At 74.8% G+C, this 26991-nt stretch carries 29 protein-coding genes and 1 pseudogene; 11 read left to right on the top strand and 19 right to left on the bottom strand.

Annotated features, from left to right (window positions below):
* The first annotated feature begins 13 nt into the window (after nt 1–13).
* Nucleotides 14–748, top strand: coding sequence for a MerR family transcriptional regulator (locus I4I82_RS03460; RefSeq protein ID WP_218590586.1), 735 nt, complete (start codon nt 14–16; stop codon nt 746–748).
* On the opposite strand, the gene I4I82_RS03455 is transcribed toward I4I82_RS03460, so the two are convergent.
* Nucleotides 702–1664 carry a LysR family transcriptional regulator gene (locus tag I4I82_RS03455; protein WP_218590587.1) on the bottom strand — a complete coding sequence of 321 codons (963 nt, stop codon included), beginning with the start codon at nt 1662–1664 and terminating at the stop codon, nt 702–704. The genes I4I82_RS03460 and I4I82_RS03455 overlap by 47 nt on opposite strands.
* Nucleotides 1665–1802: 138 nt before the next feature.
* Here I4I82_RS03455 and I4I82_RS03450 point away from each other — a divergent pair, with 138 nt between their 5' ends.
* The 3 genes from I4I82_RS03450 to I4I82_RS03440 all read left to right on the top strand — a co-directional run bounded on the left by I4I82_RS03450 (nt 1803) and on the right by I4I82_RS03440 (nt 3121).
* Nucleotides 1803–2402, top strand: coding sequence for a hypothetical protein (locus I4I82_RS03450; RefSeq protein ID WP_218590588.1), 600 nt, complete (start codon nt 1803–1805; stop codon nt 2400–2402).
* 88 nt (nt 2403–2490) lie between these two features.
* A complete protein-coding gene (locus I4I82_RS03445; RefSeq protein WP_218590589.1) occupies nt 2491–2733 on the top strand; it encodes an SDR family oxidoreductase in 243 nt (80 codons plus the stop codon).
* Nucleotides 2734–2737: 4 nt separating this feature from the next.
* A complete protein-coding gene (locus I4I82_RS03440) occupies nt 2738–3121 on the top strand; it encodes a nuclear transport factor 2 family protein (RefSeq protein ID WP_218590590.1) in 384 nt (127 codons plus the stop codon).
* An 18-nt stretch (nt 3122–3139) separates the two neighbouring features.
* On the opposite strand, the gene I4I82_RS03435 is transcribed toward I4I82_RS03440, so the two are convergent.
* From I4I82_RS03435 to I4I82_RS03385, 11 genes are all read right to left on the bottom strand, one after another.
* Complete coding sequence (locus I4I82_RS03435) at nt 3140–4048, bottom strand: CPBP family intramembrane glutamic endopeptidase (protein WP_218590591.1); 909 nt, start codon at nt 4046–4048, stop codon at nt 3140–3142.
* Nucleotides 4045–5943 carry a S9 family peptidase gene (locus tag I4I82_RS03430; RefSeq protein WP_218595207.1) on the bottom strand — a complete coding sequence of 633 codons (1899 nt, stop codon included), beginning with the start codon at nt 5941–5943 and terminating at the stop codon, nt 4045–4047. Before I4I82_RS03430 ends, I4I82_RS03435 begins: the two co-directional genes overlap by 4 nt.
* A gap of 584 nt (nt 5944–6527) precedes the next feature.
* Nucleotides 6528–7187, bottom strand: a complete 660-nt coding sequence (locus tag I4I82_RS03425) for an alpha/beta hydrolase (RefSeq protein ID WP_218592285.1) — start codon at nt 7185–7187, stop codon at nt 6528–6530.
* A gap of 40 nt (nt 7188–7227) precedes the next feature.
* Complete coding sequence (locus tag I4I82_RS03420; RefSeq protein WP_218595206.1) at nt 7228–8085, bottom strand: ABC transporter permease; 858 nt, start codon at nt 8083–8085, stop codon at nt 7228–7230.
* Nucleotides 8082–9044 carry an ABC transporter ATP-binding protein gene (locus I4I82_RS03415; protein WP_218592287.1) on the bottom strand — a complete coding sequence of 321 codons (963 nt, stop codon included), beginning with the start codon at nt 9042–9044 and terminating at the stop codon, nt 8082–8084. The genes I4I82_RS03420 and I4I82_RS03415 overlap by 4 nt, the downstream gene beginning before the upstream one ends.
* Entirely contained in the window at nt 9041–10216 is a 1176-nt protein-coding gene (locus I4I82_RS03410; protein WP_218592288.1) for a hypothetical protein, read from the bottom strand. Before I4I82_RS03410 ends, I4I82_RS03415 begins: the two co-directional genes overlap by 4 nt.
* On the bottom strand, nt 10200–10691 hold the full coding sequence (locus tag I4I82_RS03405) for a sigma-70 family RNA polymerase sigma factor (protein ID WP_218592289.1): 492 nt from the start codon (nt 10689–10691) through the stop codon (nt 10200–10202). Before I4I82_RS03405 ends, I4I82_RS03410 begins: the two co-directional genes overlap by 17 nt.
* Before the next feature lie 154 nt (nt 10692–10845).
* On the bottom strand, nt 10846–11010 hold the full coding sequence (locus I4I82_RS03400; protein WP_218592290.1) for a hypothetical protein: 165 nt from the start codon (nt 11008–11010) through the stop codon (nt 10846–10848).
* Nucleotides 11011–11089: 79 nt separating this feature from the next.
* A complete protein-coding gene (locus tag I4I82_RS03395; RefSeq protein WP_218592291.1) occupies nt 11090–11428 on the bottom strand; it encodes a hypothetical protein in 339 nt (112 codons plus the stop codon).
* On the bottom strand, nt 11425–12363 hold the full coding sequence (gene sigJ / locus I4I82_RS03390) for an RNA polymerase sigma factor SigJ (protein WP_218592292.1): 939 nt from the start codon (nt 12361–12363) through the stop codon (nt 11425–11427). The genes I4I82_RS03395 and sigJ overlap by 4 nt, the downstream gene beginning before the upstream one ends.
* Nucleotides 12364–12374: 11 nt before the next feature.
* Complete coding sequence (locus tag I4I82_RS03385) at nt 12375–13562, bottom strand: NAD(P)/FAD-dependent oxidoreductase (protein WP_218592293.1); 1188 nt, start codon at nt 13560–13562, stop codon at nt 12375–12377.
* A gap of 102 nt (nt 13563–13664) precedes the next feature.
* On the opposite strand from I4I82_RS03385, the pseudogene I4I82_RS34720 reads away from it, so the two are divergent.
* Nucleotides 13665–13823 (top strand): annotated as a pseudogene (locus I4I82_RS34720) (LLM class flavin-dependent oxidoreductase); the annotation flags it as partial.
* Nucleotides 13824–13854: 31 nt separating this feature from the next.
* Complete coding sequence (locus I4I82_RS03375) at nt 13855–14553, top strand: LLM class flavin-dependent oxidoreductase (RefSeq protein ID WP_226369854.1); 699 nt, start codon at nt 13855–13857, stop codon at nt 14551–14553.
* 17 nt (nt 14554–14570) lie between these two features.
* Here the strand turns inward: I4I82_RS03375 and I4I82_RS03370 are convergent, their stop codons facing one another.
* The 3 genes from I4I82_RS03370 to I4I82_RS03360 all read right to left on the bottom strand — a co-directional run bounded on the left by I4I82_RS03370 (nt 14571) and on the right by I4I82_RS03360 (nt 17780).
* Complete coding sequence (locus I4I82_RS03370; protein ID WP_218592294.1) at nt 14571–14939, bottom strand: STAS domain-containing protein; 369 nt, start codon at nt 14937–14939, stop codon at nt 14571–14573.
* A gap of 106 nt (nt 14940–15045) precedes the next feature.
* Complete coding sequence (locus I4I82_RS03365) at nt 15046–16590, bottom strand: APC family permease (RefSeq protein WP_218592295.1); 1545 nt, start codon at nt 16588–16590, stop codon at nt 15046–15048.
* Between the two features lie 317 nt (nt 16591–16907).
* Nucleotides 16908–17780 (bottom strand): halocarboxylic acid dehydrogenase DehI family protein, encoded by an 873-nt coding sequence (locus I4I82_RS03360; RefSeq protein WP_218592296.1) that lies wholly within the window; start codon nt 17778–17780, stop codon nt 16908–16910.
* A gap of 213 nt (nt 17781–17993) precedes the next feature.
* On the opposite strand from I4I82_RS03360, the gene I4I82_RS03355 reads away from it, so the two are divergent.
* A complete protein-coding gene (locus I4I82_RS03355) occupies nt 17994–18425 on the top strand; it encodes a histone-like nucleoid-structuring protein Lsr2 (RefSeq protein WP_218592297.1) in 432 nt (143 codons plus the stop codon).
* Nucleotides 18426–18719: 294 nt separating this feature from the next.
* Here I4I82_RS03355 and I4I82_RS03350 read toward each other — a convergent pair whose 3' ends face one another.
* The 3 genes from I4I82_RS03350 to I4I82_RS03340 form a co-directional block, all read right to left on the bottom strand.
* Nucleotides 18720–19625, bottom strand: a complete 906-nt coding sequence (locus I4I82_RS03350) for an HTD2 family dehydratase (RefSeq protein WP_218595205.1) — start codon at nt 19623–19625, stop codon at nt 18720–18722.
* Nucleotides 19626–19961: 336 nt separating this feature from the next.
* On the bottom strand, nt 19962–21149 hold the full coding sequence (locus I4I82_RS03345) for a PP2C family protein-serine/threonine phosphatase (RefSeq protein ID WP_226369853.1): 1188 nt from the start codon (nt 21147–21149) through the stop codon (nt 19962–19964).
* Nucleotides 21146–21946 carry an alpha/beta fold hydrolase gene (locus tag I4I82_RS03340; RefSeq protein ID WP_226369852.1) on the bottom strand — a complete coding sequence of 267 codons (801 nt, stop codon included), beginning with the start codon at nt 21944–21946 and terminating at the stop codon, nt 21146–21148. The genes I4I82_RS03345 and I4I82_RS03340 overlap by 4 nt, the downstream gene beginning before the upstream one ends.
* A 635-nt stretch (nt 21947–22581) precedes the next feature.
* Here I4I82_RS03340 and I4I82_RS03335 point away from each other — a divergent pair.
* The gene (locus tag I4I82_RS03335; RefSeq protein ID WP_218595204.1) at nt 22582–23118 is read left to right on the top strand and encodes a FadR/GntR family transcriptional regulator; all 537 of its coding nucleotides are present in this window, start codon (nt 22582–22584) and stop codon (nt 23116–23118) included.
* A 15-nt stretch (nt 23119–23133) separates the two neighbouring features.
* On the opposite strand, the gene I4I82_RS03330 is transcribed toward I4I82_RS03335, so the two are convergent.
* Complete coding sequence (locus tag I4I82_RS03330) at nt 23134–23574, bottom strand: hypothetical protein (RefSeq protein WP_218588761.1); 441 nt, start codon at nt 23572–23574, stop codon at nt 23134–23136.
* A 406-nt stretch (nt 23575–23980) separates the two neighbouring features.
* On the opposite strand from I4I82_RS03330, the gene I4I82_RS03325 reads away from it, so the two are divergent.
* From I4I82_RS03325 to I4I82_RS03315, 3 genes are read left to right on the top strand one after another with little or no spacing between them, the layout of a single operon-like run.
* A complete protein-coding gene (locus I4I82_RS03325) occupies nt 23981–24973 on the top strand; it encodes a siderophore ABC transporter substrate-binding protein (RefSeq protein ID WP_218588762.1) in 993 nt (330 codons plus the stop codon).
* An 8-nt stretch (nt 24974–24981) separates the two neighbouring features.
* Complete coding sequence (locus tag I4I82_RS03320; RefSeq protein ID WP_218588763.1) at nt 24982–25956, top strand: ABC transporter permease; 975 nt, start codon at nt 24982–24984, stop codon at nt 25954–25956.
* Nucleotides 25949–26986 carry an iron chelate uptake ABC transporter family permease subunit gene (locus I4I82_RS03315; RefSeq protein WP_218588764.1) on the top strand — a complete coding sequence of 346 codons (1038 nt, stop codon included), beginning with the start codon at nt 25949–25951 and terminating at the stop codon, nt 26984–26986. The genes I4I82_RS03320 and I4I82_RS03315 overlap by 8 nt, the downstream gene beginning before the upstream one ends.
* Nucleotides 26987–26991 lie beyond the last annotated feature (5 nt).

Below are 26991 nucleotides of genomic sequence, written 5' to 3'. Positions count from 1 at the left end.
GTGGACTGGTCGCATGGCCTGGAGCACGCGTGAGATCGCCGACCTGGCGGGCACGAGCCTGCGGGCGGTGCGGCACTACCACGAGGTGGGGCTGCTGGCCGAGCCCGAACGCCGGTCCAACGGCTACAAGCAGTACGGCGTCTCCCACCTGCTGCGGCTGCTGCGCATCAAGCGGCTGGTCGACCTCGGCTTCTCGTTGTCGCGGATCGCGGAGATGAGCGATGACGACCAGCACCCCGCCGAGGCCCTGCGCGTCCTCGACGCCGAGCTGGCCGAGACGATCGATCGGCTGCAGCGCGTCCGCGTCGAGCTCGGCCTGATCCTGCACCACCACGCACCCACCGACTGGCCCGTCGGCCTCGCCCCGGCGGCCGGTGCCGCGGACCTGTCGCAGGCCGACCGGTCGCTGGTGGCGGTGATGACCCGGGTGATGGGTCCGCGACGCCTGGAGGCCTACGGCGCGCTGCTGCGCAGCGACACCGGCGACCCGACCGGCGGCGAGTTCGACGACCTGGACCCCGGCGCCGACGAGGCGCTGCGCCAGGACCTGGCCGAGCGCATGGCGCCCTTCGTCCGCCGGATCCGGGCGCAGCACCCGGAGGTGACGGCGCCCGACACCGACGCCCCCCGTGGTGCGCGGTTCGTCGGCGAGGTCACGGCGGCCGCCATGGAGGAGCTGTACAACCCGGCGCAGGTCGATGTCATGCGGCGGGTGGCGGCGCTGCTGGCGCAGGCGCCGGAGGCGTGAACCCCCGCCTTCCGGGCGCGGCTGCGGCATCGGCCCGCAGCGCGCGGACGGCCCGGCGCAGCGCCGCGACGAGCGGGGTCCGGTCACCGGTGCGGGTGCACAGCGAGATCGGGCACGGTTCCGCGTCGGTGATCGGGAGGAACACCACCTCGGGGTGGCGGTGGCTGTCGACCACCGAGCTGCCGGTGATCGCGATCGCCGCGCCGGTGGCGACGACCTCCAGGAGCTCGTCCATGGTGTGCACCACGGGCCCGTACCGCACGGGCACGCCGCTGGGCCGCGGGTCGCAGGCCCACCAGCGCACCCACCGCTCGTCGGTCTCGTCGTCGGTGACGTGCGGCTCGCCGTCGAGGTCGTCCAGGGTGACGTCCGTGCGCGCGGCCAGCCGGTGACCGGCCGGGAGCGCGACGACCCGCGGCTCGTGGCGGACCACCTCGAGCCGCAGTCCGTCGGTGTCGACGACCGGCGGGCGCACCAGCGAGGCGTCGACGGTGCCGGCGCGGACCGCCTCCGCCTGGTCGGGCCAGGGCAGCTGCACGAGCTGCACCGAGGCGGACGGCACCTCGCGCTGCACCCGGTCGATGATGCGGCGGGTGTGGGTGCCGGTGGCGGCGGTCATGAACCCCAGCCGCAGGACGCCGGCGGCCTCGCGGCGGTGGGCCTCGACCGCGGCGACCGCCCGGTCGGCGGCGGCCAGGGCCTTCCGCGCCTCGGCGAGGAAGCGGCGCCCGACCTCGGTGGGGACGACGGGGTGCGCGCTGCGGTCGAGCAGGACGACGCCGAGCTTGCGCTCCAGGGTGCGGACCTGCTTGCTCAGCGCCGGCGCGCTCACGTAGAGCCGGGCCGCGGCACGTCCGAAGTGCCCCTCGTCGACGACGGCCACGAGGTAGCGCACGAGGTGCAGGTTGAGGTCCACGACGACTCCCTCCGTCGCCGCAGTGTCGCACGCCATGCCCGGCGCAGGCCCAGGAGCTGCGGAGATGAACGGATGGTTCACGTCAGCGGCGATCTGTGTCATGGACGCCACCGGCACGCACCGACGAACCTCGGGTGCATGAGCCGCTACGAGCACGAGTTCACGACCATGTTCGCCGGGCTGGAGAAGCAGCTGGAGGGCGTCGACAACCCCCGCCATCGCGCGATCCTCACGAACTACCGCCGCCACGGGCTGCTGGAGGTCGCCGGGCGCTACCGGGAGCTGCTGGCCCCGGACATGACCGTCGAGCACCCGCAGTACCGCCTGCACGAGGGCGGCCGGTCGATCGTGCTGGACGGGATGGACCAGGTCGTCGCGTTCTACGAGTCCCTGACGGCCGCGAACGCGATCGTCATGTGGGTGGCCGAGCAGGACATCGCGGTCAACGACCACGGGTTCTCGGGCGAGGTCGTGTTCAACGCCTTCGTCCCGGCGCCGATGCTGGGCGAGAGCGCGTTCTCCGACATCCGCGCGGGGGAGGACCCCGGCGAGATGTTCCTGCTGCGCCGCACCCTGGCCTTCGTCTGGCCCTACGACGAGCGCTGCCGCCTGATCGGCGAGCACGTGTACGAGGACGGGGCGTCGCGGGAGATCATCGAGCCCGACCCGGCCGACGTCATCACCGCCGCGCGCGCCGCCGAGCTGCTCGCGCCCGAGATCGACCGGGTCCTGCCGTGAGCGCCTCCGCCCCCACCACGGGGCGCCTGGCCGGGAACCCCGCACGGGATCCGGGTGAACTCTGCACCCCACCAACGTCGACACCGACATGATCCAGAACCCGGCCATCCACGCCCCGTTCTCCGGCGGTGCGCCCGGCGCCGACCGCGCCACCGCCGCCGCAGCGATGAAGGCGATGCACGCCCTGCCCATCCCGTGGGTCGACGCGGTCGACATCAGCAACGCGGTGGTCTGGCTCGCCTCCGACGAGGCCCGCTACGTCACCGGCGTCGCCCTGCCCGTCGACGGTGGCATGACGGCGCCGTACACGATCCCGCACCCTGTTGACTGACCCGATGAGCGACCCCGCGCGCAACAAGGACACCGTCCTCGCCTTCTACGACCTGATGTTCAACCGGTGCGAGCCCGCCGAGGCCCTCGAGCGCTACGCCGGCGCCACCTACACCCAGCACAACGTGCACGTCGCCGACGGCAAGGAGGCCTTCGTCGCCTACTTCGAGCGCATGGCGCGGGAGCACCCCGGCAAGCACGTGCGGTTCGTCCGGGCGCTCGCGGAGGGCGACCTGGTCGCCGTGCACTGCCACCAGACCTGGCCCGGCAGCGACGACTACGCCGGCATCGACATCTTCCGCCTCGACGACGACGGCCGGGTCGTCGAGCACTGGGACGTGCTGCAGGTCGTCCCGGCCACCTCCGCCAACGACAACGGCGTGTTCTGACCCGCGGCCCCGGCCGGGTCAGTCCCGGGCGCGCGCCGCCCGTCGCTCGCGCCACCACACGAGCACGACCATGGCGGCGTTGACGGCGGCGAGGACCAGCACCGACGCGTCGCCCGCGCCGACGGAGCGGTCGAGCGGGACGGCGCCGCCGTCGGCCATCAGCGCGTTGACGACCGTCAGCAGCACGTTGTTGGCGACGTGGAACGCGACCGGCGCCTCGATGCCGCCGCTGAGGACCGCCATCAGCCCCGTGCTGACGCCGATCAGGACGTAGTAGCCGGACAGCCACGGGTCGAGCGAGCCGTGCACCGCGGCGAAGGCCAGGCCGGAGACCACGAGGCCGACGACCAGGGCCGGGCGGACCGCGCGCACCCAGGAGGCGGCGGCGGGCAGCGCGACGCTGCGGAACATCAGCTCCTCGCCCGCCGCCTGCGCCGGGGTGGTCAGCACGGTGACCGCCAGCAGGGCGACCGTCGTCCCGCTGACCCCGAAGGCCGTCCAGCCGGGGGAGCCGGGCGCCACGAGCGCCACCACCCCGATCCCGGCAGCCACCAGCAGCGCCGCGTCGACGAGGTGGTGCAGCAGGCGGCGGACGTCGAACGCGCGTGGCCAGCTGATCAGGCTCCGCCACGGCGCGCCGGTCGTCCGCGCCAGGAGCGCGACCGCCAGCAGGCCCGAGACCGCGATGCTGACGTTGACCGCGAGGAGCTTCAGCGGCGTCAGCGTCGTGGCGAGCGGGTCGTCGCCGCCCTCGACCACGGCGACCAGCCGGTAGAGCAGGACCTGCAGGACCACCATGACCAGCGTCGGCACGACGATCAGCACGAGGGGCTTCCACCCGCTCATGCGCAGGTGGGCGCCGAACGGGCGGGAGCGGCCGAGCGCCGTGGCGGGTTCCGGCGACGCGGTCGCCCCCGCCGCGCTCACGCGTCCGGCGCCCGTCGTCCGCCGAGGTGCTCGGCGAAGTGCCGCTCGATCGCCCGGTAGAGGCGCATCCGGTTCTCCGGGTTGGCGAAGCCGTGTCCCTCGTCCTCGGCGAGGAGGTACTCGACGGGCACGCCGCGCTCCCGCAGCGAGGCGACGATGTTGTCGGACTCGGCCTGCACCACGCGGACGTCGTTGGCGCCCTGCGCGACCAGCAGCGGGGTGCGGATCTTCTCGACCATCGTGATCGGCGACCGCGTGAGCATGTCGGCCTCCTGCTCGGGGATCTCCGGGTCGCCGACGTAGCGGAACCAGCTGTTGACGTTGTAGGCCCGGACGAACGGCGGCAGGGTGCGCAGGAAGTTCGCCAGGTCGGAGACACCGACGTAGTCGACGGCGGCGGCGAACCGGTCGGGCGTGACGGTGACCCCCACGAGCGCGGCGTACCCGCCGTAGGAGCCGCCGTAGATGCCGAGGCGGTCCGGGTCGGCGTACCCCTGCGCGACCGCCCAGTCGACGGCGTCGATGAGGTCGTCGTGCATCGCGCGGGCGAACTCGCCGATGGCGGCGGTGAGGTGGCGGCGGCCGTGGCCCAGCGAGCCGCGGAAGTCGACCTGCAGCACCGCGTAGCCGCGGTTGGCCAGGAACTGCACTTCGGGGCTGTAGCCCCAGCTGTCGTGGAACCACGGGCCGCCGTGCACCGCCAGGACCAGCGGGAGGGCCCGCGGCTCGACCCCGACCGGCAGCGTCAGCTGGGCGTGCAGCGGCAGGCCGTCGCGGGCGGGGAAGGCGACCGGCGTCATCGGGGCCAGTGCGGCCGGGTCGCGGTGGGGCTGGGACCGGAACAGGAACCGGGACTCGCCGGTGTCGCGGTCGTAGAGCCAGGTGGCGCCGGGGTCGCGGTCGTGGACGAACGTGGCGATCCACCGCCGGCCCGCCTCGTCGGAGGTCAGGGTGCCCAGCACGCCGTCGGAGAGCCGCGCCAGGGCCGCGTGCACCTCGGCGAAGTCGGGGTCGACCACCTCGACGTGCGGGCGGTCGCCGGTGAACCGGGCGGCGAGGACCTCCCCGGTGCCCCGGTGGGTGTAGACGACGGGCGGGAGCACGCCGGGCACCATCGCGCCCGTGATGTCGAGGTCGTGACCGTCGACGGCCGCGACCACGGTCTCGTCGCCCGTCGCGTGGTCGATGCGGACCAGCCGCAGGTCGTCGCCGTCCTGGAACGAGCCGACCAGCAGGCCCTTCCCGTCGGCGGTGACCAGCTGCGGGTGCACCCCCACCGGGTGCTCCGCGCCGCCCGTGCGGCGCAGCAGCCGCCGCCCGCCGTCCGGGTCGACCGCGGAGAACTCGACGGTGCCGTCCTCGGCCAGCGCGGTGTGGAAGGCCGGGACGCCGTCGCGGTCGAACAGGACGCTGCCGGTGGGGTCGTCCTGCTCCAGGTGCACGGCGGTCTCGCCGGTGGCGACGTCGACGCGGAACAGGTCGAAGAACAGCGGCCGCCGGTTCATCGCGACCAGCACGGTCCCCGGCACGGGCGGGTACGGCTCGACGCCGACCACGCGCGAGCCCGGGTCCATCGGCGTCAGGTCGACCGGCGGCGCGTCGGGGTCGTCGAGGTGGACGCGGTAGAGGTGCCAGTCCTCGTTGCCGTCGACGTCCTGCAGGTACAGCAGCACGCGGGGGTCGTCGGTCCAGTGGTACATGCTGATCCCGCGGCGGGTGTCGCGGGTGACGCGCACGGCGTCGGCGTGGTCGTCGTCGAGACCGCGCACCCACACCTGCAACCGTCCGTCGTGCGGGGCGAGGTAGGCGATCCGGGTGCCGTCGGGCGAGATCGTGGGGTGGGCGAACTGCGGATCGGCGAAGAAGTCCTCGACGTCGATCAGGGGCGCGGGCATCGGTCCTCCGTTGCGGGGCGGGTGGTGGGTCCACCGAACACCGTGCCGTTGCGGCACGGTCAAGCCCCGGGCGCTTTCCGTGCTCCGCGTGTTCCCGTGGGACGCGGGGGGCGGGGGCGGGGCCGGTTTGATCGTCGGGACTGTGACGTGGGGTCGTGCGGGGGGCGGTGGTGGTGCGGACCCGGCGATCAAGGGCTGGGGCTGCGGCCGGTCGGTGGTGATCGTCGGGAGTGCGGCCCGGGGGTCGTCGCGGGGGCGTGGTGGTGCGGTTCCGCGCGAGGTGGTGCACGGCGGCCGTCCCGCGCGCGTTCCCGGTTGCCGCGCGCGTTCCCTGCTCCCGCGAGCCCCCGGCGGCTCGCGGGAGCCTGTTCGGCGCGCGGGAAGGGCGGCGCGGCCGGCGGGTGGCCGGGTGATCATCGGGAGTGTGACGTGGGGTCGCGTGGGGGGCGTCGTGGTGCGCTTCCGTGGGCGTGGGCGTCCGCTGGCCGTCCCGCGCGCCCTCCCGGTTCCCGCGCCCGTTCCGCGCCCCCGCGCGCCCCCGGCGGCCCGCGGGAGCATGATCGGCACGCGGGGGGAAGAGGGCGTCAGACCTGCTGCCAGCCGTCCCCGGACGGGCTCACCGCACCGGACCCCAGCAGGGACTCGGCGGTGAAGTCGGCCGCGAGGGTGTCGAACGTTCGGAACCGGCGCAGCATCGCGTGCCTGCCCCCGCGGACCTGCACGTAACTGACGTTCGCGCTGCCCGCCAGGCGCCGGGCCATCGACGCCGACTCGCGCGGGTCGGCGATCCGGTCGTCGGAGCCGTGCACGACCAGCACCTCGCGGCCCGCCAGGTCGACGGTGTCGGAGGCGCGCACCCACGGGTTGAGGGCCACCACGCTGCGCACGGCGGGGTCGTCGCCGGCCAGCAGCGCGGCGCGGCCACCGAGGGAGTGGCCGACGAGACCGGTGGGCACCGGCTCGGGGAAGCGGTCGGCGAGCTGCCGCAGCGCCCAGCGGGCGTCGTCGACGGGGGTGTGCCGGCTGTCCCACCCGCGCACCGAGTTCAGCAGGCGGTACACCGCGAGCCTCCGCCGCCCGGCCCACGCGATCCGGCGGGCGATGGGCACCATGCGCAGCACCGACAGCTGCGTCGGGCTGACCATGGGGCTGCCGGGCCGGCTCGCGCCGCCGTGCAGGACGAGCACCAGCCCCTCGGCGTCGCGGGGGTGGGAGACCGTGATCAGGCGGGGCGTCGCGTCCACACCGCTCCGTTCCCCGCTGCGGGTGGTTCCACTCCTGTGGTCAGAGGTCGCGGCGCTGGAACGCCACCACCGCGAGCGCGAGGACCACGACGACCCAGACGGTCACCCAGGCGAGGTAGGCGCCGGTGAGCGGGGCCTCGCTGAGGAAGGGGACGCCGCCCTCGATCGCCGGGCCGCCGAACTGCGCCAGCGCGACCGGGTCCTGGAACGCGTTCATCGCCCCGCGCCACAGGCCGTCGGTCGGCAGCAGCACCCGGGACACCGTGCCGACGGCGGTGACGGCGTCGCTGCGCAGCGAGACACCCAGCCCGCCGACGACCCCCGCGATCCAGGTGGCCCCGAAGAGGCCGACCGCCGTGACCCCCGACGCCAGCGGCGAGGTGACGGTGGACAGCAGCACCCCCAGCGTGAGCAGCACGGCCGTCTGGCCCGCGAGCAGCGCCAGGCCGGCCGCGGCGTGCGGCGGCCGGTAGCCGACGGTGGCGAGGACCACCAGGAGCTGGGCGGACCCGGCCACGACCACGAAGCCGCAACCGAACACGGCCAGGCCCAGCCACTTGCCCAGCAGCACCGCGGACCGGTGCACCGGTCGCGCCAGCACCGCCAGCGCCGTGCCCGACTCGATCTCGCCCGACACCGTCGGCCCGGCGAGGAAGGCGGTGCCGAGCGCGGCGATCAGGCTGAGCCCGAACAGTACGAGGTTGAGCACGATCCCGGCCACCAGCCGACCCTCGCCCGTCGTCAGGCCGCCGCTCTCGGCCTCGGCGGCGTTCAGGGCGGGGAACCCGAGCGCCGTGATCACGAGCAGGGCGATCGTCAGCCCGAGCACCGCGCGCAGCACCCGGCGCCGCACGGCCTCGCGGACCGTGAGCGCCGCGATCGTGAGGACGACGTTCACGGCTGCCCCCCGCCGCGGAGGATGCCGAGCAGCCGCTCCTCCAGGCTGACCCGGCCCGGCTCGACGGTGTGGACGCGCACCCCGAGGCCGACCAGGTCGGCCACGAGGTCGGGCACGACCGCCGGACCGGGGTCGGCCGGCAGGGCGACGGTGAAGGCGTCGGCACTGCGGGTCAGCCGGCCCACGGCGGCCAGCCGGGCGTGGGCCTGCGGGCCCACGCCGGTGAGCCGCAGCCGCACCTCGCGCCCGCCGAGCAGCTCCGGGAGCGTGCCGGCGGCGACGACGCGGCCGTGGTCGAGGACGACGACCCGGTCGCACACGCGCTCCACGTCGCCGATGAGGTGGGAGTTGAGCAGGACCGCGACGCCGCGCTCCCGGAGGGCGAGCAGCAGGTCGCGGACGTCGGCGCGGCCGAGCGGGTCCAGCGCGCTCGCCGGCTCGTCCAGGACGACGAGCTCCGGGCGGGCCACCAGCGCGACGGCCAGCCCGAGGCGCTGCTGCATGCCCTTGGAGAAGCCGCCGACCCGGTCGCCCGCGCGGTCGCCGAGCCCGACGAGGTCCAGGCACCCGCGCTGCTCGGCGACCGGCACGTCGGCCCCCGCGAGCCGCACGTGCAGGGCGAGCACCTCGGCCGCGGTGAGCCAGGGCTGGTAGCGGAAGAGCTCGGGCAGGTAGCCGACGCGCGCCCGGGCCCGCGGGTCCCGCGCCGGCCGCCCGAGCAGCAGCACGTCGCCCGCGTCCGGCCGGACCAGGCCGAGCAGCATCTTGATGGTGCTGGTCTTGCCGGCGCCGTTCGGGCCGATCAGGCCCACCACGTCGCCGCGCCCGACGGTGAAGGACACGCCGTCGACCGCGGTCCGGCGGCCGTACCGCTTGCGCAGGCCCGAGCACCACACCGCGGGCGACGGCGAGAGGTCGACGAGCCCGGCCGCGGCGGGGGAGGGGACGGTCCCCGTCACGGGCCCAGCTCGCGGGCCACGGCCAGCACCTCGCCGGCGTCGAGCGACCCGGCGACCGCGGTCACGACGCCGTCGCGCACCCAGACGACGCAGGCCAGCGCCCCGTCCCGGGTCGTGAGTACCGTCGCGGGCCGCCCGCCGACGTCGGCCGCGGTGCTCGTCACCTCCCCGGCCGGCAGCGGTAGCGGCAGGGTCGTGCCGTCGCCGGAGAAGCCCCGCAGCTGGTCCGCGACGCCCGGGGGCAGGCCGGGCAGGGAGAGCAGGTAGTCGCGGGCGGTCTCGAACGGGATGCCCGACGAGTAGCCGGTGGGGGCGACGGCGCGGGCCACGACCAGGCCCGGCAGGCCACTGCCCGTCGGCCAGACCGCGGCGTACCCGGGCCCGGCGACGAGCCGGAACCGCGCGCCGTCCATGCCCGGCGGGGGCGGCGGCAGCGTGGCCCCCGCCGCGGCGGCGGTCCGCGCCGCCTCGGCCGCGGAGAACGTGAACTCGGCGGCGAGCTGCTCGCCCGCCTGGAACTGCGGCCCGCCCGTCACGCCGCGGGGCAGTACGCGCACCTCGGGGACCGCGAGCCCGGTGACCTCCTCCGCGGCGTCCGCGTCCGCGACGTCGCGCAGGTCGGCCCCGGCGGTGAGCTCGAGCTCGCCGTAGGCGTCGAGGTCGGGCAGCGCCACCAGGTCCGACTGCGTCACCGTGACGGCGGCGACCCGGTCGGTGCGGAAGATCGGCAGCCAGTCCGAGGCGGCGGCGACTCCCGCCCCGGTGAGCAGGGCGGCGACGGCGGCGACGGCCACGGCGGGACGGCGCAGAGCAGAACGGCGCAGAGCAGAACGGCGCAGAGCAGAACGGCGCAGAGCAGAACGGCGCAGAGCAGAACGACGCAGGGCGACCCGTCGCCGGGGCACCGGGACGGCGGCCGACGGCGCGCGGGGCGTTGCGGCGACCGCGGGCGCGATCCGGGCCCACGCCGCGTCGACGTCGACCGCCGGGAGGGCGTCCACGCCGACGAGGTCCGGGCCGAGCGCCGCGCCGACGAGGTCGGCGTCCGCGCGGGCCTCGCGCAGCGCGGCCAGGCACACCGGGCAGCCCGCGGCGTGCTCGCGCTCGGCGTCGGGGACCCCGGCGGGCTCGTCGAGCAGGCGGCGCAGCGTGCCGTCAGTCGGGTGGCGCATGGCGGGTCAGCTCCTCGCGTAGGGCGGTCTCGGCGCGCCGCACGGTCGTGCCGACGCTGCCGGGGGAGAGGTCGAGGGCGGCGGCGACCTCGGCGTAGCTCAGGCCGCTGTGCCGCAGGACGAGCGCGACGGCCTGGCGTCTGGGCAGCCGGGCCAGCGCCGCCCGCACGCGCCGGCGCTCGTCGAGGGTCACGACGGCGTCGGCGACGTCGGGCTGGACGTCCCGGCCGCCGTCGACGGCCGACTCCCGGGCGGTGCGGCGCCGCCCGGTCCGCAGGTGGTTGAGCGCCGTGTGCGCCGCGGCCACCGTCAGCCATCCCGCCGCCTCGCCCGCGGGCACCGCCGTGCGGGCGAAGGACAGGAAGACCTCCTGCGCCACGTCCTCGGCCTCGTACCGCGAGCCGAGCACCCGGGCCGCGACGGCGACGACGCGGGGGTAGGCGGCGCGGAAGACCTCCTCGAGATCGGTCCGCACGGCGCCCCGCCGCCGTCGGACCGACACCGCCAGGCCGTCCCCCCGGTCGGGCTGACCAGCCCGTCGGGCGACGGGTGGTGGGTGCACATCGTGCCGTACGGACTCCACATCCTCAGAGCACCGCGGCGACCCCGGATGTGACACGGGCCCCGGATCAGTCCGCCCCCGCACCCTCGTGGAGCACCCGGCCGACGGCGTCCAGCGCCCGCACGGTCAGGCCGCGCGGGTCCGGCGCGACCCCGGCGGGCAGCTGCGTGGCGAAGGTGCCGCCGGCGACGCTCGCCCCCCACGACGCCCCGGGGCCCGCCGTGACCACCATCCGCGCGACGGCCCGGCTGATCGAGCCCCGCCGCGAGGTCGTCGCCGACGTCGGGCAGCACCTCGCCGGGCCGGGGCAGTCAGGTCAACGGGCGCGTCCCGTCGCTGACGGGCCCGACCCGCCAGGTCCGCAGCGGCGTCGGCCCGTCCGGCCCCACGGCGCAGCCGCCGATCGTGCCGGTGTCGACGGCCACCACGAGCACGTCGGTCGCCCCGCCGGGGCGGTGGGACAGGAGGTGCACGGTCTGCCACGTCGGGACGGTTCGCCGACGACCGGGACGGCGCGGCAGCGGTCGAGCAGGTCGCAGCAGTGCGGCCGTACCGAGAACCACCGTCGGGCCCGCGCCGCCACGACGACGCGCCGCGACCGCGACCGCGGCCAGCGCGGCGGCGACCGGGGCCGCGGTGCGCGCGCTCACCACTCCGCGATGACCGGATCGGGGTGCTCGCTCCGGCCCCACCGCGCGGTGAGGCGGACCAGGCGAGCGGGGGAGGCGATGGCGTCGACGGTGGCGATACGGTCGTCGCGAACACCGAGCACCAGCACGCCCACCACCCGGTCCCCGACGGCGACGACCACCGCGGGGGAGCCGTTGACGACGCCGGCGTGCACCGCGGGCGTGCCGCCGACCAGCCTGCGCTTCGCGGGCGTCGGCCGGAAGCCGGCGCGCAGCGCGGCGGCGATCCGCTCGGGGACCGAGATCTCGATCGGCGTGGTGGCCGTCCCGCCGGCGCCGTCGCCGACGGCGGTGGCGTCGTGGGACAGCAGCGCGACGAGCCGCTCGGTGCGCCCCGACGCCGCGGCGTCGACGAACGCCTCCACGATCCGGCGGGCCGACGCGTGGTCGACCTCGGCGGCCCCGCGCGCGGCGGCGACGTGGCGCCGGGCCCGCAGGGCGTGCTGCTGGCTCGCCGACTCGCTGATGTCGAGGATCCGGGCGATCTCGGCGTGGCTGTGGGAGAACGCCTCGCGCAGGACGTAGACCGCGCGCTGAACCGGCGTGAGCCGCTCGAGCAGCCGCAGCACCGCCAGCGTCACCGACTCGCGCTGCTCGGCGGTGTCGGCCGGGCCCAGCATCGGGTCGCCGTCGAGCAGCGGTTCGGGCAGCCAGGTACCGGCCGGCCGCTCGTGCCGCGCGGTCGCCGAGCGGAGCCGGTCGAGCGCGAGACGGGTGACGACCGTCGTCAGCCACGCCTCGGGCACCTCGATGCTCGCCCGGTCGGCGGCCTGCCAGCGCAGGAAGGCGTCCTGCACCGCGTCCTCCGCGTCGGCCGCCGACCCGAGGAGGCGGTACGCCAACGAGGCCAACCGCGTCCGGTTGGCCTCGAAGCGCTCCACGGTGGCCGTGTCCACGGACGAGGACCCTAGGGCCGCACCGCCCCGACGGGACGGTCGATCGCGTCCGCCAGGCGCCGGCGGCGCACGGGCAGCCCGAACGTCGGGTGGCCCTGGTTCCACGCCGTGGCCCGCAGCACGCCCGCCTTCATCCGCGCGGCCGCCGCCCCGCGCAGCGACCACGTCGACCGCCCCTCGCCGTCGACCACCTGGAACAGCGCGTCCGCCCGGCCGAGGCTGACGCAGTTGCCGGTGTACGCCAGCGGGGAGGCGGGGATCCGGCGGCCGGTGAGGTCACCGATGATCGACGCCGTCGCCTGCATCCTGGTGAGCCCCGCGGTGGCGCACGACATCGGCAGCGGCCGCCCGTTGTCGCCGATCGCGCGGGCGCTGTCGCCCGCCGCGTAGACCTGCGGGTGCGAGACCGACCGCATCTGCCGGTCGACGACGATCCGGCCGTCCTCGTCGACGGCGATTCCGGCGTCGGCCGCGAGGGGCGGCACGGCGAACCCGGCCGCCCACACGGTCGCGTCGGAGCGCAGCACGGTGCCGTCGGCGGTCCGGACACCCGTCGCGTCGACGCCCACGACGGTGGCGTGCTCGTGGAGCTCGACGCCGAGCCGGTCGAACGCCCGCAGCAGGTGGCGCCGCGCCGTCGGGCCGAACCAGCCGCCCACCCGCCCGCGGGTGGCGAGCACGACCCGGAGCCCGGGCCGGGACTCCGCGATCTCGGTGGCGGCCTCGATCGCGGTCAGGCCGCCGCCGACGACCAGCACCGTCCCGTCCCCGCCCAGCTCGTCCAGGCGCCGGCACAGGCGCAGCGCCGACGGCCGGCCCGCGACGTCGAACGCGTGCGCGGCCACCCCCGGGACGCCGCGGTCGGCGACGGTGCTGCCGAGCGCGTGCAGCAGGGTGTCGTAGCCGAGGCGGTCGGTGCCGGCGCCGTCGGTCACGGTGACCTCGCGCCGGTCGGTGTCGACGGCGCCCACCCGCGCCACGCGCAGCCGGATGCCGGTGCCGCCGAACAGGTCCGCCAGCAGATGGCGGCGCCCGTCGCCGCCCGCGGCGAGCTGGTGCAGGCGCATCCGCTCGACGAACTCGGCCTCGGCGTTCACGACGGTGATCTCGACCTCGGAGGGGTGGAGCCGGCGGGCGAGGTACCCGGCGGCGCAGGCCCCGGCGTACCCGGCGCCCAGGACCACGATGCGGTGCTGCATGTTCGCTCCTGTCTGCTCGTTCCCCCTCATGACGGGACGGCGCGCGGATCCATGACAGGTGGGCCCTCCTGCGTGCGACCATGACGCCGGTCACACTCGACGATGAGGAGACCCGTGCGCACCGGAATCGTGATGACCGCCCGTCCCGGGGTCGAGCAGATGGCCGTCCGCGCCGAGGAGCTGGGGTTCCACAGCTTCTGGGTGTACGACACGCCGATGGTCAACGGGGACCCCTTCGTCTCCCTGGCGCTGTGCGCCCAGGCCACCAGCCGGATCAAGCTGGGCCGCGGCCGTGCAGGACCTCACCGCCGGCCGGTCCACCGACTACCGCGAGGGCGAGCGGGTCCGCTCGGTGAAGTTCCTGCACGTCGGGCCGTACGTCGACACGACCTCACCGGTGGAGTTCGTCATCGCCGCCTTCGGGCTCAAGGCGGCCGCGATCGCCGGCAGGCGCGGCGCCGGGGTGATCTCGTTCGGCTTGCTCGACCCCGGGGCGTGGACCGCCTTCGACACCAGCCGGCGCGAGGCCGCGCGCGAGGCGGGGCAGCCCGAGGAGGTCGACTCCTACGTCATGACGTCGCTGCGGGTGCTCGACGACGGCGAGGACCGCCACGGTGACCTTGCGCGCGACACCATGGGCCACATCGCGATGGCGCTGCTGACCTTCGCCGCCGACAGCCCCGGCTTCCGGGAGACCCTCGAGCCCGAGGAGGCCGCCGCGGTGCAGCGGCTGCTCGACAAGCGCGGCACCACCGCCACCTCGTCCGACCGCCACGACCACCTCTACCGCAACTACCTGGGCCGCATCGATCCCGACGACCGGGAGCTGATCCTGCCCTCGCTCGTCGACGAGCTGGGCCTGATCGGGAAGCGCGAAGAGCTCCTCGACCGGATCGCGGGGATGGAGCGGGCGGGCGTCGACGAGATCGTCATCCAGCCCGTCGTCGACCCCGAGACGGAGATGGCCGCGCTGGCCGACCTCATGCGCTGACCCGTCCCGCGGGTCCGTCAGGCGAGGGCGTCGTCGACGGACCCGTGGTCGGGGAACAGCAGGCGCAGCCCGGACACGTCCAGGACGCGGCGGACCTGGTCGTTGCGATGCGCGCCGACCAGGTGCACGGCGCCGATCCCGTCGCGGCCGAGCAGCCCGAAGAACAGGCCCACGCCCGACGAGGCCATGAACGTCACCTCGCCCACGTCCAGCACGAGGTGGTCGATCCCGTCGGCCGCGGCCTCGTCGATGCAGGCGGCGACCGACGGAGTCGTCGCGATGTCCAGCTCGCCGGTGAGGTCCAGCACGACCACGCCGGGGCGGGGCCGGTGCACCGCGTTGACGCAGACCGACCCGGTGGGTGGCCCTGATCTGCTGATCGTCACCGTGACCGCTCCTCGTGGACGAGGCCGCCGCCGACCTGTGGAGAGCCGAGAGTAGGTCACCCCGGTGGAGTCGGCGAGACGGATCGCCCGAGCCGGGAGCACCGCGCTACACCTCGTCGAACACCCGCCCCATGTCCTGCCAGATCGCCTGCCGGCTGCGGCGGGTCCACGTCGCCACGGCGGCACCGACGGCCACGACGCCCAGGCAGACCCACGGCACCATCGCGTACTGCACGGGGATCTCGGCGCCGGGCGCCGACGGGACGAACGAGTAGTACAGACCGCCGAACACGGCCAGTGCCCCGACCAGGGCGGCGAGCGCGCCGACCACCTGGAACGCCGGACGGCCGGTGCGCCTGCCCTGCATCACGCCGGCGATCCCGAGCAGCAGGTACACGCCCATCACCAGCGGCGTGCCGATGCCGGCGAGGAAGGTGAACAGGAAGATCCCGCCGGTCTGGCCGCTGTCCACGCCGCCGGCGAGGGCGACCTGGCCCTCGCGGCTGGTCAGCAGCAGCGACAGCGCGGCCAGCACGACCCACACGGTGAGCACGAGGCCGATCGCGCGCCACGGCGTGCCCCAGCGCGGGTGCAGGGTGCCCAGGCGGGCGGGCAGCACCCGCTCGCGGCCCATCGCGAACAGCACCCGGGACACCGCGATGTGCACGCCGAGCGAGCAGAACAGGCTGGCCAGGGCGGCGCTGGCGAGCACCACCGCGGCGAACGCCTCGTTCGGCGCGACGGCGGCGAGCCCGGCGACCGAGGCGGGCCAGTCCGTCGTCGCCTGCTGCACGCCGAAGCCGATCGCCGTCGCGTACGTGATGACGAGGTAGAACAGGCCGGCCACGACGATCGAGCCGATCACGGCGCGCGGGACGGCGCGGCGCGGGTCGCGGGTCTCCTCCGACAGCACCGCGCTCGCCTCGGCGCCGGTGAACGACAGCATCGCGAAGGACAGGCCGAACAGCACACCCGTCCAGCTCACGCCGGCCGCGCTCGGCCAGAACGCCGACAGGTCGAAGCTGCGGCCTGCCGACTCCACCGGCGTGGTCCCGTCGATGACGCTCGTCGCCGGCGACCCGATCCCGATGACGACCACGGCCGTCACGACCAGCGCCGCCATCGTCAGCGCGAGGATGACGAGCTGGGTGCGGGTGGAGGCCTGGATGTCGAACATGCTCATCAGCGCGATGACGACGAGGCCGACCAGGGAGAACCAGTACCAGTCCGGGTCGGCGCCGGTCAGCAGCTCGACGAAGCTCGCCGTGAAGAACCCGAAGCCGCACAGGACGGCACCGCCGAGCACGAGGAACGCCGCCGCGTAGCACCAGCCGCCGAGGAAGCCGAGGCCGCGGTTCGCGCCGCGGGTGATGTAGGTGTACATCGACCCGGCCGACGACAGCGAGCGCGCGAACATCGCCACGGTGCCGCCGACGGCGAGCATCGCGAGCGTGCCGAGCAGGTACGCCAGCGGCGTCGCGCCGCCCGCCTTCGTGGAGGCCAGGTAGGTGAGGAAGGCGCCCGACATCGCCGGGGCGATGACCGAGAGGCCCTGGGCGATGACGTCGGGCAGGCCCAGCGTCCGGTGGAAACCCCCGGAGCCGGGGGGTGTGCTGCTGCCGGTCGCGGCGGACGAGGCGTCAGTGGCCATCGGTGGTGCCCTCCTTCGCGGGACTGGTGTCGACCGGCGTCACCGGGACGTCCGCGGGACGCGGGAAGTGCGTGGTCATGGGCTCTCCTACGGGGACGCACGGGGGCGGAGCAGCGCCGACCGTCCGCCAGGCACCCGGCCCGGTCAACGGGCGCTCCCGGCGTGCGGGAAGAGCCGGTGGGGTCTTTCTCATTCGACGGAGCGCGCCGCCGCCCGTTTCTCGTTCAGCCGCCGCCCACCTCGCACACCGGGTGGTGACCTCGCACAGCGTCGGTGGTGTGCGAGGTGCGCACCCGGTGTGCGAGGTCGGCTCGGCCCTACCGCAGCGGGGACGACGGCCCGTCGAGGGCCTGCGCGCACCGCACCATGTCGATCGTGACGTCGAGGATGAACCGCTGGAAGAGGAACAGCAGCCCGGTGACCGCCGCGACCTCGGCCTCGGTGCACACCGCGAGCGCCTGCCCGGGGGAGAGGCCCGCGGGTGCGGGGAAGCTCCGGACGTGGGCCCGCGCCCGGTCCAGCAGGGCCAGCGCCGTGGTCTCGTAGGGCGCGGTGCGCACCACCGGGCCCAGCACGTCGTCCAGGGCCACCTCCAGGAAGTCCGGCCAGCGGGCGAGCACCCGGAAGTCGCTGGACGGGCCGTGGTGCAGGTGCAGGTCGGTGACGCGCGTGAGCAGCCCGGTCACGCGCTCGTCGGCGTCGCGGGGGTCGACGAGGTGCAGCGGTGCCATGCCCGCCGCCGGCGCGGCCGGCCGCGCCGGCGCCAGGGCCGCGCCGGATGTGCCGCCCCCGCTCGACCGCCCCTGGACGCCCTCGCACCAGGCCGTGATCAGCAGCAGGTACCGGGCGTTGCCGTGGTTGAGGGCGTCGAGGGCCGTGCGGACCTCGGCGACCCCGGCGTCGCCGAAACCGAGCTGCGCCAGCCGCGGCCGCGGGTCCGGCGGCGCGGCGCCCGGCAGGACCGCGAGCCCGCGCAGCTCGTCGGCGGCCCGGGCGACCTGCTCGGTGGCGAAGACGGGCGCGGCGGCCTGCCATGCGGCGGGGACGAACCCGCCGAACACCGCCAGGCTGCGCGCGGCGAACATCACCCACGGCACCCCCAGCACCGACTGCATGTCGTCGTAGCAGCGGCGCAGGGCGCCGGTCGAGTCGGCGTACTCCACCTGCGGGAACTTCGGTCCGGCGCTCATCCGAAGATCGTGCCACCGGCCGTGTCGCGGATCCGGGGCGCCACGCCGAGCCCCCGGACGTCGGTTCCCGTGCGAACCGCGCCGCGTTCCGGGAAACCGCCGACCACGATTGTGGATGGGATCCGCCACATTCCCGCGATACGATTCGACAAGTTCCCGCAAATGGGCATACTCCGTCCTGGAACCATCAGGAACAATCGAACGGAAGCGGTTATGGCGAAGCAGGTAGTGGAGACACTCGTCGACGATCTGGACGGCAGCGAGGCCGAGGAGACGGTGTCGTTCGCGATCGACGGCCGGCAGTTCGAGATCGACCTCAACGCGGCCCACGCCTCCGAGCTGCGCGACGTCATCGCCCCCTTCGTCGGCGCGGCGCGCCGGGCGGGCGGGGGCACCGCGCGCCGGACCCCGCAGCGTGCGAGCACGTCGACGAAGTCCAAGGAGGAGAACGCGGCCATCCGCGCCTGGGCGATGGCGAACGGCCTCGAGGTGTCCGAGCGCGGCCGCATGTCGTCGGCGGTCCTCACCGCTTACGAGAACCGCGGGAACGCTCCCGTCGAGCCGGAACCCGTCGTCGAGGCGGAGCCCGTCGCGGAGGAGAAGCCGAAGCGGCGCACCCGCAGGAAGGCCACCGTCGACGCCTGACCGCTGTCGCAGCCGCGCGCCGTACACCTGCCAGGCCGTGGCCGCGTGGCCGACGGCGGCGGCGTCGGCGGCGTGCCACGGGGTGCCGGCGGCTTGACGCGGACGACGACGGCGGCGGGATCGAGGTCGGCGTGGTCGAGTCCGGCGAGGCCGCGCAGCACGGCGTCGCGGGCCGCGTCCTTGCGTCCGGGGCCACGGCGTCCTCGAGGTCGAGGACCACCGCGTCCGCGGCCGCGGCGGCCTTGGCCTACCGGTCGGGGCGGTCCCCGGGGCAGAACAGCAGCGCGGGACCCCTCACGTGTGCTCGCCCCCGAGCCGCACGGTGGCGGTGAGCGAGGGCAGGGCGCCCTGCGCGGCGACCGCGATCTCGGCGCCGTCGCCGGCGGGCGAGCCGGCCGCGACGACCGTGGCCGGGCTGAACGCGGGCCGCACCAGGCGGTAGGCGAACTCGGCGACGGGGGCGGCGGGGGAGTGCAGGCGGGGCAGTTCCAGGGCGAGCAGGGCGAGCAGCGGGCCGTGGACGACGAGGTCGGGGTAGCCCTCGACGCCGGTGGCGTAGGGGGTGTCGTAGTGGATGCGGTGCCCGTTGTAGGTCAGGGCGCTGAACCGGGACAGCAGCACGGGCCCGGTGGTCAGGGCGCGGCGCCAGTCCCCGGCCGGTTCGGGCTCGCCGCCGGCGGGGCGGGGCGTGGTGCGTCGGGGGGTGTCGTCGGGTTCGGAGCGGTAGACGACGTCCTGTTCCTCGACGGCGACGGGTGCGCCGTCGGCGGACAGTTCGTGGCGCACGGTCACGAACGCCATCTCCCCGGTGCGGCCGGTCTTGGTGGTGACGGCGGTGACCGAGGACCGGGTGTGCAGCAGGGATCCGTGGGTGATGTCCCCGGTGTGGTGCAGGCGTCCTCCGGCGAACATGCGGCGCCGGCCGGGGATCGGGGGCAGGAACGGCCCGTGCGCGGGGTGTCCGTCCTCGCCGATGTCGGCGGTGGCGGGGTGGTCGAGCAGGGTGAACCAGTGCCACATCGGAGGCAGCGGGGTGCCTGCGTCGAGGGCGGGCGGTGCGGCGTCGATCAGGGCGGCGAACGCGGCGGAGGACCAGGGGTCGACCCGGCGCGAGGTCTCGACCACGGGCGGGGCCCAGTGGGCGAGGTGGTCGGACAGGGTGCCGGTGGTCGGGGTGCCGGTGGTCGGGGTGTCGGGCACGGTTCCTCCTCGGGGGAGGGTCCAGCATCGCGGTAGCGGTGGTGATCCGTGGGATGACGATGCGCACACCTCGGGGTGCCCGTCGTGTGTGCGACGCGGTGGGCGTGGATCAGTCCTGCGACTCGCGGACGTCCGCCCCCCGCTCGGCGCGCGGCGTTCCACATGCCCTCCGCGACGATCTCGCGCTCGTAGTGCACGACGCCGCCGCTCGGGATCGCGCGCAGGTCCGTCGGTTCCCGGCGCGTGACGGTCCCGGTGCACTCCATCTGTGTACTTCACGGTCGTCCTCCGCTCGGGCAAACCGACGGTGGTGGCCCGACCTCTATCAGCCCAGCCTCATGGATGGCCCGGGGAGGCGCGCAGCGCGAGGAGCGCGACGTCGTCCTCGACGCCGTCACCGAGGTCTGCGAGCAGCCGCGCGACGGTGGTGACCGCGGCCGCGGCGGAGACCGGGCCGAGCCCGGCGGCCAGGGCGAGCAGACGCTCCTCCTCGTAGCGGTCGTCGGGGCCGGGGCCGGTCCGGGCCTCGGTGAGCCCGTCGGTGTGGAGCAGGAGGGTGTCGCCGGGTGCGAGGTCGGTCTCCGTGACGGCGACCGCGGGGGAGTCGATGGCGCCCAGGAGCTGCCCGCCGGCGACGTCGAGGTACCGCGCGCCGCCGGCGCCGGACAGCACCAGCGGAGCGGGGTGCCCGGCCGTGCCCATGACGACGCGGGCGCCGTCGGAGGAAGGGGTGACCCGGCCGAAGACGGCGGTGCACAGCGCGTGGACGCCGGGCCGGCGCTCCTGGCGCAGGACGGTGTTGAGGGTGTTCAACACCGTGGTGGGGTCGGGGTCGTACACCGCGGCCGAGCGCAGGGCGTAGCGGGTCAGCGAGGTGAGTGCCGCCGCGACGGCGCCCTTGCCGCAGACGTCGCCGAGGAAGAACGCCCAGCCCCCGCCGGCGAGCGGGAACACGTCGTAGAAGTCGCCGCCGACCTCGTCGTCGGAGCCGGGGTGGTAGTGCGCGGCGAGCTCCAGGCCGGGGACCACGGGCAGCGTCGGCGGCAACAGGGAGCGCTGCAGCTCGCGCGCGAGCCGCCGGGCGCTGTCGCGCTCGCGGTCGGCGGCCTCGCGGGCGCGCAGCAGCTCCCGCTCGTACCCCCGGCGGCCGACGGCCTCGAAGACCGCGGTGCGGATCCCGGTCGGCCGACCGGCCCCGTCGTGGGTGACCGCGGAGCTCAGCAGCACCGGCACGCGACCGCTGCGGCCCCGCAGCTCCACCGCGATCCCGCCCACCGAGCCCTGCATGCTCAGCAGCGGGGCGAAGTGGGTCTCGTGGTAGATCCGGTCGCCGACACCGAGCAGGTCGACGAACCGGCGCCCCACCAGCTCGTCGCGGCGGCCCCCCAGCAGGTCCAGCAGGGTCGCGTTGACCCGGGTGATCGTGCCGTCCATGCGGGTGGAGAGCAGCCCGCACGGGGCCCGGTCGTACAGGTCCGCCGGGTCGTCGTCGGAGGGCCCGTCGACCGGCGCGGCGGAGCTCACCGGGCGTGCACGAAGTCCAGGACCGCCGCGGCGGTCTGCTCGGGCGCCGACAGCTGCGGGCAGTGGCCGATCGCGTCGAGGAGGACGAGCGTGCTGCCGGGGATGCGGTCGTGCACGTAGGCGCCGACCTCCGGCGCGGCGATCACGTCGTGGGTGCTCTGCAGGACGAGGGTCGGCACCGCGACGCCGGCCAGGTCGACCCGGTTGTCGGACAGGAACGTGGTGCGGGCGAAGACGCGGGCGATGTCGGGGTCCATCCGGCAGAAGCTGTCGGTCAGCTCCCGGCCGAGCTCGGGGCGGTCGGGGTTGCCCATGATGGCCGGGGCCATGGTGGCCGACCACCCCAGGTAGTTGCTGGCCAGGGAGTCGAGCAGCTCGTCGATGTCCTCGCGGCTGAAGCCGCCCCGGTAGTCGGCGTCGTCGACGTAGCGCGGGGACGGGGCGACCAGGACGAGCCGGCCGATGCGGTCGGGGACGAGGGCGGCGGTGAGCACGCCGATCATGGCGCTGACCGAGTGGCCGACGAGCACGACGTCGCGCAGGTCGAGCTCGCGGCAGATCTCCGCGACGTCGGCGGCGTACCCGTCGAGGGTGGAGTAGCGGTCGGGGTCCCAACGGGTCGGGTCGGACCCGCCCGCACCGATGAAGTCGAACGACACCACCCGGCACGTGCGTTCGAGGATCGGCGCGACGAGGCGCCACATGTGCTGGTCGCAGCCGAAGCCGTGCGCGAGCAGCAGGAGCGGGCCGTCGGCCCGGCCGGACTGCCGGACGTCGAAGGCGTGACGCGTGTGCACCCCGTCAGCCTCTCACCACCGGCGCGATCGCGGGCGGCCCACCATGGTCAGGGCCCCGTCGTGGTCACGGCCGCACGTCGCTCATCGTGCGCAGACCTTCCCCTTCACCGACTCGAGGATCGTCGCGGTCGACGGGCGACGGTCACCGATGCGCTGGAGGCGCTCCACGACCGCGGGGACGAGGTGGTCGTGCACCGCGAGAGCAGACCGAACGTGTCGCGCGCCTGCGGAAGCCGGCCGGGCTCGCGGCGGGCGCCGGCCACATCACCGGCTCGGTCGTGGACGCGAACGGCGGCGGCTTCATCGGCGGCGCGGGTCGCGTTCCGCGGAACGCGGGCGGCTCGCACACAGGCTGCGGTGCTGGCACACAGGGCCGGAGGTGTGTGCGAGCTGCGGGAGGTGTGTGCGAGCCGAGCTCCTCCCTCGCCGCCCGCACGACGGCCCGGGGCATCACCGCCCGGGCTGCTCCAGGAAGGCCTCCGCCGCCGGGGCCGCGCGCACCGGTGTGCTTCAGCGCGATCCCCGTCGCCTTGTGGACGAGCGGGTCCGCGGCCCGCGCACCACACCCATCCGGGCTTTGTACAGCTCGAGCAGCCCGGCCCGCCCGCCCGCGCCACGCAGCGCGCGTAGTCGCTGTGGGACGCCTCCACCACGAGGGTCTGATCGAGGTGCGCCGGGGCGTCAACGGTGGCTCCATCGTCACGGCGCCCCCCACCGTCGACGGCCGCGTGCCCCCGCTCGTCCCGTGGCCGGAGCTGCAGGGGCTGCTCGAGTTCCGGGCCTGCATCGAACCGCTCGCCGCCCGCCGCGCGGCGGAGCGCCTCTCCGACGAGGGCTACACCTGCCTGGACCGGGCCGTTCAAGGGCTGGGCACGGCGACGGACATCGGGACGTTCCGGGCGCTGGACCCGGCGTTCCACCTGCTGATCGCGGAGATGGCCGACCTGCCGCTGCTGCTCCACGCGATCGAGGCGACCCGGATCGCGATGGTCGAACCGCTGGACCGGCTGGACCTCGACGTCGCCCTCGCCTCGACCCAGCGGGCCCACCGCCGCGTGCTGGCCGCCATCGCGGAGGGCGACGCGAAGCTGGCGGAGCGACGGATGGCCGCGCACCTGGCCGACCCGGGCCGCGAGGTGGCCGAGGTCTACGCCCGGTTCACGGAGTCCTAGCCACACGCCTCCCGGTCAGCGGCGGCCGGCGACCAGGGTGACGAGGAACTGGCCGCCGCCCGCCGTGGTCTCGGCGGTCACCGCCAGCCCCGGCGCCAGCCGGGAGAAGCGGTCCACCAGCCACTCCGCGGTCTCCCGGGCGTCGCGCTCGGTCGGGCAGCGCGCCACCATCTCGCGTCCCCCCTTGCGCTCCAGCCTCCCGGCGACGGTGATCAGCGGCGCGGGCTCGACCACGTACAGGTGGTCCGGCCAGGCGATGTCCACCTTCACCGCGCCCTTGCGGGTGTTGCACCCGCGGTGCGCGAGGCGTTCGGCGAGCTTCGCCTTCCGGTCGGCGGTCCGGCTGTCGACGCTGGGTCCGCGGGGGTCGTTCACCGACATGTCGGGGTCGACCGGTTCGTCGCACACCCAGCACCGCCAGCCGTCGCGCTCGGCCACGGTCTCGAGGAGGCTCATCCCCGCACGCTAGCCCGTCCGGTCGCCCTGACGGAGCGCGGTCGGTGGCGAACCGCCTCGTCCCGGGCCCGTCGTCTCGAGCTGGGTGGTCGGTGTGCTCGCGACCGCGAGCCCGCGCCCACACCCCGGGCGCTGCACCGGCAGGGCGCGACGTTCCGTGATCGTCCGCCCCGAGCAGCCGGCGCCACCCCTCACCCCGGCGCGCAGGGCGGTGGGCTGCCCGGTCGGCCTCGTCCGGTCGAGGCCGCCGGAGACGGATGGCGGAACGCAACAATCGTCAGATTCGTGACGAACGTCGCTTGAAGTGTTGAAGCAGGCATGGCTAACCTCACTCCCCGGAGCGCCGCCACGCAGCAGCCGCGCTGCTCCGTCACGATCGGACCGCACCCCTCGAAGGAGTCCTGATTTGACCACGTCGTCGCGCAGCCGAGGTACCGCGCTGGCCTTGTCCGCGGTCGCCCTGACGGTCGGCCTCGCCGCATGTTCCTCGCCCGGGAACCCCTCGTCCGAGGTGCCGGCGGCGACGGGCACCGTGCAGATCGAGGACAACCACGGCGTGCAGACCGTCGCGCTCCCGCCGGCGCGCGTCATCGCCACGGACAACCGGCTGTTCCAGACCCTCGCCGAGTGGGACGTCCCGCTCGCTGCGGCCCCGGTGCCCCTGATCGCCGGGGACAGCCCGTACAAGACCGACCCGGCCATCACGGACCTCGGTTCGCACAACGAGCCGGATCTCGAGGCGGTCGTCGCGGTGGAGCCGGACCTGATCATCAACGGGCAGCGGTTCGCGTCCTTCTACGAGGATCTGCGCACGCTCGCCCCGGAGGCATCGATCATCGAGCTGGACCCGCGCGAGACCGAGCCGCTGGCCGACGAGCTCAAGCGGCAGGTGCAGGCGCTCGGCCAGGTGTTCGGCCGGGAGGAGGACGCCCAGCGGATCGTCGACGACTTCGACGCCGCCGTCGCCCGGGTGCAGGCGGCCTACGACCCGGCGGACCGGGTGATGGCGATCATCACCTCCGGTGGCGAGATCAACTATGCCGCCCCCGGAACCGGCCGCACGCTGGGCCCGGTGTTCGACATGCTCGGGCTGACGCCCGCCCTGCAGGCCGACGGCTCCACCGACCACCAGGGCGACGACATCTCCGTCGAGGCCATCGCGCAGTCGAACCCCGACGTGATCCTCGCGATGGACCGGGACGCGGCCATCAGCGCGAACCTGGAGACCGAGTACGTCCCCGCCGACCAGCTCATCGCCAACTCCGAGGCGCTGCGCAACGTCCCCGCGGTGCAGCAGGACAGGATCGTGTACATGCCCCAGTACACCTACGTCAACGAGGGGATCCAGACCTACACCGCCTTCTTCGAGTCGCTGGCCGACCGCCTCGAGCGCACCTGACGGGCGCCGTGCACACGCGAACCCGGGCTCCCCGGGAGCGTCTGTTCACCTGGCCGCTCCTGATCGGCGTGCTCGGCACGGCGGCGTTGGTGGTCACGTCGCTGTTCGTCGGCGTCTACGACGTGTTCGGGGCTCCGGACGGGGCCGAGATGTTCGCGATCACCCGCATCCCGCGCACCGTCGCGCTGGTGCTCGCGGGCGCCGCGATGGCGATGTCCGGTCTGGTCATGCAGCAGCTGACACAGAACCGGTTCGTGGAGCCGACGACGACCGGCACGACCGAGTGGGCCGGCCTCGGCCTGCTCCTGGTGATGATCGCGGCCCCCGAGGCGCCCCTGACGGTGAAGATGACCGGTGCCGTCGTCGCCGCCTTCGTCGGCACGATGGTCTTCTTCCTGATCCTGCAGGGTGTGACCCTGCGGTCGTCGATCATCGTGCCGATCGTGGGCATGATGCTCGCGGCGGTCGTGGGCGCGGTCGCGACCTACATCGCGCTGTCGACCGGCATGCTGCAGAGCATGGGGGTGTGGTTCCTGGGTTCGTTCACCTCCGTGCTGCGCGGCCAGTACGAGCCCCTCTGGCTGGCGGCGGTCGCCGTGGTCGCCGTGTTCGTCGCCGCCGACCGGTTCACGATCGCCGGGCTCGGCCGCGACATCGCGACGAACGTCGGCCTCGACTACCGGCGGGTCGTGCTCATCGGCACCGGTCTGATCGCCGTGGCCACCGGCGTCGTCACGGTCGTGGTCGGCAACCTGCCGTTCCTGGGCCTGATCGTGCCGAACGTGGTGTCGCTGTTCCGCGGTGACGACCTGCGCTCGAACCTTCCGTGGGTGTGCGTGCTCGGTGTCGCCGTCGTCACCGCCTGCGACCTCATCGGCCGGACCATCGTCATGCCGTTCGAGATCCCCGTCGCGCTGATCCTCGCGATCGTGGGTGCCGTCGTGTTCATCTCGCTCCTGCTCGGGCGGCGTCGACGTGCCTGAGCCCGAGATCCTGTCCCGGGCGGGGGCTGCGCGGCGTTCCACGGCGCTCCCCGACGCCCGTGCCGCCCGGCGCTACCGGCTCGTCGTCGGGGTGCTGTCCGGGCTCGCCCTGCTCGTGGCATTCGGCCTCCTGGCCTGGGACAACCCGATGCCGATCGGGAGCACGGGGTTCTGGCGCATCGCCGAGCTGCGCGCGACGAGCGTCGCCGTGATCGTCGTCGTGGCCTTCTGCCAGGCGGTCGCCACGGTGTCCTTCCAGACGGTGACGGCCAACCGCATCCTCACGCCGTCGATCATGGGGTTCGAGTCGCTGTACCGACTCGTGCAGACCGGCGCGGTGTTCGCGTTCGGGATCGCCGGGGTGACGGTGGTCCGGGGCGTGGGGCAGTTCCTGGCACAGGTCGCGCTGATGGTCGGGTTCGCCGCCCTGCTCTACGGCGCCCTGCTGACCGGGCGGCGCGCGAACCTGCACGTGATGCTGCTGATCGGGATCATCCTCGGCGGCGGCCTCGGCGCGCTGGCGACCTTCCTGCAGCGGCTGCTGACCCCGACGGAGTTCGACGTGCTGACCGCCCGGTTGATCGGCAGTGTGGCGAACGCGGAGGCCGACTACCTCCCGGTCGCGGTCCCGCTCGCCGTGGTGGCCGGCGGGCTGCTCTGGCTCCGTTCCGCACGGTTGAACGTCCTGGGGCTGGGCCGCGAGACCGCTGTCAACCTCGGCCTGCACCAGCGCCGCGAGACGATCGTCGTGCTGCTGCTCGTGTCCGTGCTCATGGCCGTGTCCACCGCGCTCGTCGGGCCGATGACGTTCTTCGGCTTCCTCGTCGCCATGATCGCCTACCAGCTCGCCGACACCTTCGACCACCGCCTGCTGTTCCCGGTCGCCTGGCTCACCGGCGTCGTCGTCCTCGGTGGGGCGTACTTCCTGCTGCGCAACGTGTTCTACGCCCAGGGTGCCGTGGGCGTCATCATCGAGGTCGTCGGCGGCTCGTTCTTCCTCGTCCACCTCCTGCGGAAGGGCCGGCTGTGATCACG

It is taken from the genome of Pseudonocardia oceani (genome assembly GCF_019263585.2).
Lineage (GTDB): Bacteria > Actinomycetota > Actinomycetes > Mycobacteriales > Pseudonocardiaceae > Pseudonocardia > Pseudonocardia oceani.
Note: the sequence above shows the minus strand (reverse complement) of the source record. Positions and strands in the feature narration are given on the sequence as shown.